This window comes from Salinivibrio sp. IB574 (genome assembly GCF_001996205.1).
GTDB classification, from domain to species: domain Bacteria; phylum Pseudomonadota; class Gammaproteobacteria; order Enterobacterales; family Vibrionaceae; genus Salinivibrio; species Salinivibrio proteolyticus.
Genome location: NZ_MUFN01000030.1, coordinates 26,173 through 33,337, shown reverse-complemented (window position 1 = coordinate 33,337; position 7,165 = coordinate 26,173). Strand labels below are relative to the sequence as shown.

Here is a 7,165-nt window from a genome sequence, read left to right as displayed (position 1 = left end):
GTTTTGAACACCCTGTGTCTGGTGAGTCTCTAACGGTGACGGCGCCGATTGACAACCAGTGGCAAGCGCTGATGGAGGCGTTTGCGTGGCAATGGCCTGATAACGCGGATTTTATGGGAAATTAGCAGGGCGTCGTGCCGAACAGCACGACGCAGTGTTAGGCTGTATGAGCGCTGGAGCTGCCTGCGCTGATTAGAGTTTTTCCAGCTCAGATTCAATTTCAGCAATTTTACTGGCGACGACTTTCTCAAGATGACGTAAATCGGTCAGGATCTTCTGTTTTACATCATGTTCGGCTTGTTCTTGTTGGACGATTTGGTCCAGTTCATCAATCACCAGTGATAAGCTGCGATTGATCTCTGTGACTTCACGAAAGCGCCCCGTACCACTGTCCACGACCACATTTTTACGTTGGCGTGGATATTTAAACTTCATGCTCTTAGCGAACAACTCGCCTTTTTGCTTTTCAAAATAGATCTTCAGCGTGTCATAACTGGCTTCTTGGCGCAGTGAATAACGCTCGATTTTCTCTGGATGCTCAACGCCGATATTTTTTAACTGTTGGTACATAACCACCTCATAAGTTGACGTCGTACACGCTGTGAGCCAGCGTTTCGATACAGGGCTCAGTGTAGCCCGTCAGCCACACCAATTACCGTGACCACTTTGGCTATTTTGCTTGCGATAGCGTCTTCTCTAGCGCGGTTTTTAGTTGCGCTTGATGTTCAGATGTCAGGGCTTGGTTTTGGGCATCCGTTACAATAAAAAAGTCTTCTGCCCGCTCACCAATGGTCGTGATCTTCGCTGCATGAACACTGACGCCTTGCCGCGCAAACACGGCACCAACGCGGGCCAGCAACCCCGGTGTATCGAGGGCTACCAGCTCCATCAAGGTGCGGCGTCCATTTTTGGTTGGTAAGAAAAGGACCTGAGTTTTGACGGTAAAGTGTTTGAGCTTTTGTGGCGCTCGACGACGCGGAATGGTGATCTTGCCCGTTTCTTCAATGGCCTTGGCGACCCCTTCGATGATCCGGGGGTGACGGTCGAGGGGAATTGCCTCGTCATTTTGATCCATGACCATAAAGGTATCGAGTGCATGTCCATCTTTGCTGGTCATGACCTGTGCATCATGGACACTCAGGTTTTTCTTATCTAATGCGGCAACCACGCGCGCAAATAAACTGGGCCTATCTTGGCAATAAACAAAGATTTCGGTTCCGCCTCGGGTCGCCTTTTTGCTCACCAACACCAAAGGTTGATCACTTTGATGGTGGAGCAAATGTTCACTGTGCCAAGCGATTTGCTTGTGGGTATGGCGGAGAAAGTAATCGGCTTTAAAGCGTTGCCAAAGCAACTCAATATCACGCGGGCTGTGCCCTTGCTTGCGCAGCATGGCGGCTGCTAAGTGTTGGTTATGGCGGATCCGTTCACGGACATCCGGCGGATTCTCTAGTCCGCGGCGCAAGGCTTTTTGCGTCGAGTAATAGAGCTCTGCGATCAAGGTGCGTTTCCAGCTATTCCACAAGTCAGGGTTGGTGGCATTGATATCGGCGACGGTCAAACACACTAGCAGGTCAAGCCGTTCCTCATCGCGCACTTCTTTGGCAAAGTCGGTGATCACGTCGGGATCGTAAATATCGCGACGTTGTGCAGTCACGGACATCAGGAGGTGATTTCGCACCAGCCAACTGACAATATTCGCTTCAGGGCGAGATAAGCCGTGCTCAAGGCAAAAGTCATGGGCTTCGATGGCACCAATTTCGCTGTGATCGCCGCCGCGCCCTTTGCCTATGTCATGAAAGATAGCTGCGATTAGCAGTAACTCGCGGCGTGCGAGTCGAGGGAAAATATCACAACAAATGGGGTGACGTTCTCGGTTGGTCTCATCGTCAAAAAGGCGCATGTGTTTAAGCAAGCGAATGGTGTGCTCATCCACGGTATAGACGTGGAACAAGTCGAACTGCATTTGTCCGACGATCTGACTCCACTGCGGCAGGTAGGCTGACATAATGCCGTGGCGGTGCATCAAACTAAAGGCTTTATGCAGCGCATTGGGGTGGCGCACCAAGGCCATAAATTTTTCGCGAGCGTCTTGTTGCTGACACAAAAAATGGTTAAGCCGACGACGTGCCGTGCGCAGTTGACGAAGGGTCGGCGCCGATATGGCCTCTATGGTGGTGTCATCAGCCACATGGAGCATCATATCGAGAATGGTGTCAGGGCGTGCTTGAAATAGTGCCGGTTTGCGCGCTTCGATCGCATTGCCTTGGCGCTGAAAATCGTCACTCAGAATGTCGATTTGGCCCGGGCGGCCATTGTCGATAATCACTTGATCGAAGATTTGCAGCAACATCTTGTTAAGCTCGCCGATCCGACCGAGCGTGCGAAAGAAGTCTTTCATCATTTGCTCTACCGCACGATTTCCCTCGCCACGATAGCCTAGCAATTCGGCAACGGAGGTTTGGTGCGCGAAGGTCAGCCGGTTGTCATAGCGGCGCAGTTCTAAATGAAGCGCGAAGCGAATCCGCCAGAGTACGTTTTGGCACTCATTCAGTTCGCGATACTCGGCATCAGTCAGAAAGCCATAGTGACTCATCTCACGCAGGCTGGTGGCGCCAAAATGGCGTCGGGCGATCCAGGCGAGGGTGTGGATGTCGCGCAGTCCACCGGGGCTTGACTTCAGATCTGGCTCCAGCTTGTAGGCGGTGTCATGATAGCGGCGATGGCGGGCTTTCTGTTCTTCCACTTTCGCGCGATAAAAACGCTCGCTGGGCCAAAAGTCATCCGCATGAACGCGCTGTTCCAGCGCATTGAATAGCCGCTCGCTGCCGCATAATAAGCGTGCTTCTTGCAGGTTGGTCGCCACCGTCAGATCGTCGAGTCCGACACTGATGCACTCATCGACCGTGCGCACGCTGTGGCCCACTTCAAGTTTGAGATCCCACAATAAGGTCAGTAATTCACTGAGTTTTTGTTGCTGGTGCTTGTCTAATGGCCCTTGGCAAAGTAATAGCAGATCAATATCAGACAGGGGGTGGAGTTCACGCCGACCGTAACCACCTACTGCAACCAAGGCAAGATGAGGGTGCTGGTCAAAACCAAAATGCTGCCAAAGCCTCTGCATCAGCGCATCCATGTAGTCGCTACGCTGATAGACCAATTCAGGCACCGGAACATTGGCGAGGAAGTCTTGCTTCTGTTGCTCAAGGAGGTGCTGAAATTGGGCTTTGAGTGCCGCTGGACTCAATTGGTCTTGGGTCAAACTTTGTGGTGTGATCACTGTGTCTGTCATGGCGTTCCTTTGCGCATAAAAAAGCCGGAGCAAGCCCGGCTTTTATCAGAGTCTTAGTGGTTGATATGGCGCGGGATGGTTTCTTCTTCACGAAGGGTTAAGATTTCCACCCCTGTTTCGGTCACTAGCAGGGTGTGCTCCCACTGCGCTGACTTCTTGCCATCAATGGTATAAACCGTCCAACCATCGTCTTCATCAAGCACGGTACCGTATTTACCTGCATTAATCATAGGCTCAATGGTAAAGCACATGCCAGGTTTGAGGATGGTTCGGTCGTTGTTTTTGTAGTGCACCACTTGTGGATCTTCATGGAAGCTCGCACCGATACCGTGTCCACAGTACTCTTTAACGATCGAGTAGCGAGTGTTGCTGCTTTTGATGAATTTTTGGATAGCAGTACCAATGTCACCAACTGTAGCGCCCGGCTTCACCTTTTTGATGGCATGATAAAGGCTTTCTTGGGTGACACGGCAAAGGCGCTTGTCTTCCAACGAGACCTCACCAATCAAAAACATTTTCGATGTATCGCCGTGATAGCCATCCTTAATGACGGTGACGTCGATGTTGACGATATCGCCATCTTGGAGCACATCTTCGTCACAAGGGATCCCATGACAAACCACATGGTTGATAGAGGTACACATGGACTTAGGGAAGCCGTGATAATTCAAGGTAGCGGGTGTGGTGCCCTGCACCTCAGTCATATATTTGTGCGCGATGTCATCCAGTTCACGCGTAGTAACGCCTGGCTTTACATGTGGGGCCAGCATTTCCAGCACTTCTGCGGCCAACCGACCGGCAACGCGCATTTTTTCTATTTCTTCTGCTGTTTTAATTGGGATCGTCATTTTGCTTTCTCACTTAATTCGTCTCGCTCATCGAGGCAATGAGCGTCAGAGCGTGAGGGACCTCACACCCTGATAAATCAGGCATGCGCTGCTTTGACCTGCTACGCTTTGGTCACCGGTAGCGCGGGGCAGACACATTGAAGTGGGCACATGGTATCAAGCTGGGCGGTTTCTGGAAACCAGAACCACACCTTTCGCCGTTTGGACAGTGGTGCGGCAATACGACAAACCGGCCTTCGCTTGGGCAATTTATCTGGATTTTTGCCTACTTTATGTGGTATAAAGCGCGCCGAAATCCGTCATTGTGATCAATCTGTTTTTGTCAGGTTTCATCTTGATGGCATTTCACTAAACACTTTTTATTTTAAATCACACACATATCGTCACATTGTCCGGGGTGCCCTGTGCGGGTCGGTCAAATGGGATATGTGGAGGCCTAACCCCAAGAGGAAATTATCATGGCTACTGTTTCAATGCGCGACATGCTCAAGGCGGGCGTACACTTCGGTCACCAAACCCGTTACTGGAACCCTAAGATGAAGCCTTTCATCTTCGGTTCTCGCAACAAAGTACACATCATCAACCTTGAGAAAACTGTACCAATGTTTAACGATTCTTTGGCTGAACTGTCAAAAATCGGTGAGCGTAAAGGTAAAGTCCTGTTCGTTGGTACTAAGCGCGCAGCAAGCGAAGCGGTAAAAGCGGCAGCAGAAAACTGCGAGCAGTTTTATGTGAGCAACCGTTGGTTGGGCGGCATGCTGACCAACTGGAAAACCGTTCGTATGTCTATCAAGCGTCTGAAAGACCTAGAAACCCAGTCTACCGACGGTACGTTTGAAAAGCTGACCAAAAAAGAAGCGCTGATGCGCACTCGTGAGATGGAAAAACTTGAGAAGTCTCTGGGTGGTATCAAAAACATGAACGGCCTGCCTGATGCAATGTTCGTTATCGATGCGGATCACGAGCACATTGCTATCAAAGAAGCGAACAACCTGGGTATCCCAGTATTTGCGGTAGTAGATACTAACTCTAACCCAGACGGCGTTGACCACGTAATCCCAGGTAACGATGACGCAATTCGCGCTATCCAACTTTACCTGAACGCAGCGTCTGACGCATACAAAGAAGGCCGTAGCCAAGACATCGTTGCGCAAGCAGAAGACGAGCTGGTTGAAGTCGCTGAGTAAGACAACAGCTCCTTGTGAGCGTTCTTAGCCATCAGCGTGTCATCTTTCATGCTGTAAGCTAAGTATGGTTAGCAGGGGCCGAAGTCGGGCCCCTGTTTTTTACCCAAATAGTTTCGAATCGAGGATTGAACAATGGCAACTGTTACCGCTGCCCTGGTTAAAGAACTGCGCGAGCGCACCGGCGCTGGCATGATGGAATGTAAAAAAGCACTGGTTGAAGCGAACGCAGACATCGAAGTCGCGATCGAAAACATGCGTAAAAGTGGTGCGGCTAAAGCAGCGAAAAAAGCTGGCCGTGTTGCTGCTGAAGGCGTGATTCTGGTTAAAGAAAACGAAGGCAAAGCAGCGATCGTTGAGATCAACTGTGAAACTGACTTCGTTGCAAAAGACGCTAACTTCGCTGCATTTGCTAACCAAGTGGCTGAAACTGCTTTGGCAGAAGGCCTAGAAATCGACGCGCTGAAAGAAAAATTCGAACAGCAGCGTGCTGAGCTAGTTGCAAAAATCGGTGAAAACATGGACATCCGTCGTGTTTCATTCATCGAAGGCGCGAAAGTAGGTTCTTACCGTCACGGCGACCGCATCGGTGTGGTTGTAGCTGCAAACGCTGACGAAGAAACCATCAAGCACGTTGCTATGCACATTGCTGCATCTAAGCCTGAGTACGTTAACCCAGAAGACGTACCAGCTGACGTGGTTGAGAAAGAAAAACAAATCCAGGTTGATATCGCGATGCAGTCAGGCAAGCCTGCTGAAATCGCAGAGAAAATGGTTGTTGGCCGTATGAAGAAATTCACCGGCGAAATCTCTCTGACTGGTCAAGCATTTGTTATGGACCCAGCGCAAACTGTGGGCCAAATGCTGAAAGAAAAAGGTGCCGAAGTGACTAACTTCATCCGCTTTGAAGTGGGCGAAGGCATCGAGAAAGAAGAAGTAGACTTTGCTGCAGAAGTAGCTGCTGCACAAAAAGGCTAATTTTTCCGATTCAGGCCGCGGTATTCGCCGCGGCCTTTCCATAACCTTCTTCCCTAACTTARTGCCTAATATAAGGTAGTGACATGACTACAAATCCTAAGCCTGCATATCAACGCATTTTACTTAAACTCAGTGGTGAAGCCCTGCAGGGCAACGATGGATTCGGTATCGATCCAACTGTGCTAGACCGTATGGCACAAGAAATTAAAGAATTGGTCGAGTTAGGTGTTCAGGTCGGATTAGTCATCGGCGGCGGCAATTTATTCCGTGGCGCTGGTCTTGCCGAAGCGGGAATGAACCGTGTTGTGGGCGATCACATGGGTATGCTGGCCACCGTGATGAACGGTTTGGCAATGCGTGATGCACTTCATCGTGCCTATGTGAACGCACGAGTGATGTCCGCCATTCCACTTAATGGTGTGTGTGACAGCTATAACTGGGCTGAAGCGATTAGCCAGCTTCGTAATGGCCGTGTGGTGATTTTCTCTGCCGGAACGGGTAACCCTTTCTTTACCACGGATTCAGCGGCGTGCCTACGCGGCATTGAAATTGAATCTGACGTGGTGATCAAAGCAACGAAAGTTGACGGCGTATACAGTGATGACCCAACCAAAAACCCAGATGCTGAGCTTTATTCAACCTTGAGTTACCAAGATGTACTCGAAAAAGAGTTGAAAGTAATGGATTTGGCCGCATTTACGTTAGCACGCGATCACCAAATGCCGATCCGTGTGTTTAATATGAATAAGCCGGGCGCCTTACGCCGTGTCGTGATGGGTGAAACAGAAGGCACTCTGATTACTAACAGCTAAGCCGATTTAGTGGCATAATCGGAAAGTAAAATTCAATCGCAAGGATACCTC

The 7,165-nt window shown here is 50.1% G+C and carries 6 protein-coding genes; 3 read left to right on the top strand and 3 right to left on the bottom strand.

What is annotated here, in order from left to right:
• Positions 1-192: 192 nt before the first annotated feature.
• The 3 genes from BZJ17_RS13805 to map all read right to left on the bottom strand — a co-directional run bounded on the left by BZJ17_RS13805 (position 193) and on the right by map (position 4,140).
• Positions 193-570, bottom strand: a complete 378-nt coding sequence (locus tag BZJ17_RS13805) for a DUF3461 family protein (RefSeq protein WP_069588596.1) — start codon at positions 568-570, stop codon at positions 193-195.
• A gap of 100 nt (positions 571-670) precedes the next feature.
• Positions 671-3,292 carry a bifunctional uridylyltransferase/uridylyl-removing protein GlnD gene (gene glnD / locus BZJ17_RS13800; RefSeq protein WP_077641105.1) on the bottom strand — a complete coding sequence of 874 codons (2,622 nt, stop codon included), beginning with the start codon at positions 3,290-3,292 and terminating at the stop codon, positions 671-673.
• Between the two features lie 53 nt (positions 3,293-3,345).
• A complete protein-coding gene (gene map, locus BZJ17_RS13795) occupies positions 3,346-4,140 on the bottom strand; it encodes a type I methionyl aminopeptidase (RefSeq protein WP_069588600.1) in 795 nt (264 codons plus the stop codon).
• A gap of 458 nt (positions 4,141-4,598) precedes the next feature.
• Here map and rpsB point away from each other — a divergent pair, with 458 nt between their 5' ends.
• The 3 genes from rpsB to pyrH all read left to right on the top strand — a co-directional run bounded on the left by rpsB (position 4,599) and on the right by pyrH (position 7,114).
• Positions 4,599-5,327: a 30S ribosomal protein S2 gene (gene rpsB, locus BZJ17_RS13790; RefSeq protein WP_069588601.1), complete on the top strand. Its 729-nt coding sequence runs from the start codon at positions 4,599-4,601 to the stop codon at positions 5,325-5,327.
• 132 nt (positions 5,328-5,459) lie between these two features.
• Positions 5,460-6,302 (top strand): translation elongation factor Ts, encoded by an 843-nt coding sequence (tsf, locus tag BZJ17_RS13785; RefSeq protein ID WP_069588603.1) that lies wholly within the window; start codon positions 5,460-5,462, stop codon positions 6,300-6,302.
• A gap of 83 nt (positions 6,303-6,385) precedes the next feature.
• The gene (gene pyrH / locus BZJ17_RS13780) at positions 6,386-7,114 is read left to right on the top strand and encodes a UMP kinase (RefSeq protein WP_069588604.1); all 729 of its coding nucleotides are present in this window, start codon (positions 6,386-6,388) and stop codon (positions 7,112-7,114) included.
• Positions 7,115-7,165 lie beyond the last annotated feature (51 nt).

Excerpts from the sequence above, each read along its gene's own strand:
- BZJ17_RS13805 (WP_069588596.1), bottom strand. The coding sequence starts at position 570 with ATGTACCAACAGTTAAAAAATATCGGCGTTGAGCATCCAGAGAAAATC.
- tsf (WP_069588603.1), top strand. The coding sequence starts at position 5,460 with ATGGCAACTGTTACCGCTGCCCTGGTTAAAGAACTGCGCGAGCGCACC.
- rpsB (WP_069588601.1), top strand. The coding sequence starts at position 4,599 with ATGGCTACTGTTTCAATGCGCGACATGCTCAAGGCGGGCGTACACTTC.
- pyrH (WP_069588604.1), top strand. The coding sequence starts at position 6,386 with ATGACTACAAATCCTAAGCCTGCATATCAACGCATTTTACTTAAACTC.
- map (WP_069588600.1), bottom strand. The coding sequence starts at position 4,140 with ATGACGATCCCAATTAAAACAGCAGAAGAAATAGAAAAAATGCGCGTT.
- glnD (WP_077641105.1), bottom strand. The coding sequence starts at position 3,292 with ATGACAGACACAGTGATCACACCACAAAGTTTGACCCAAGACCAATTG.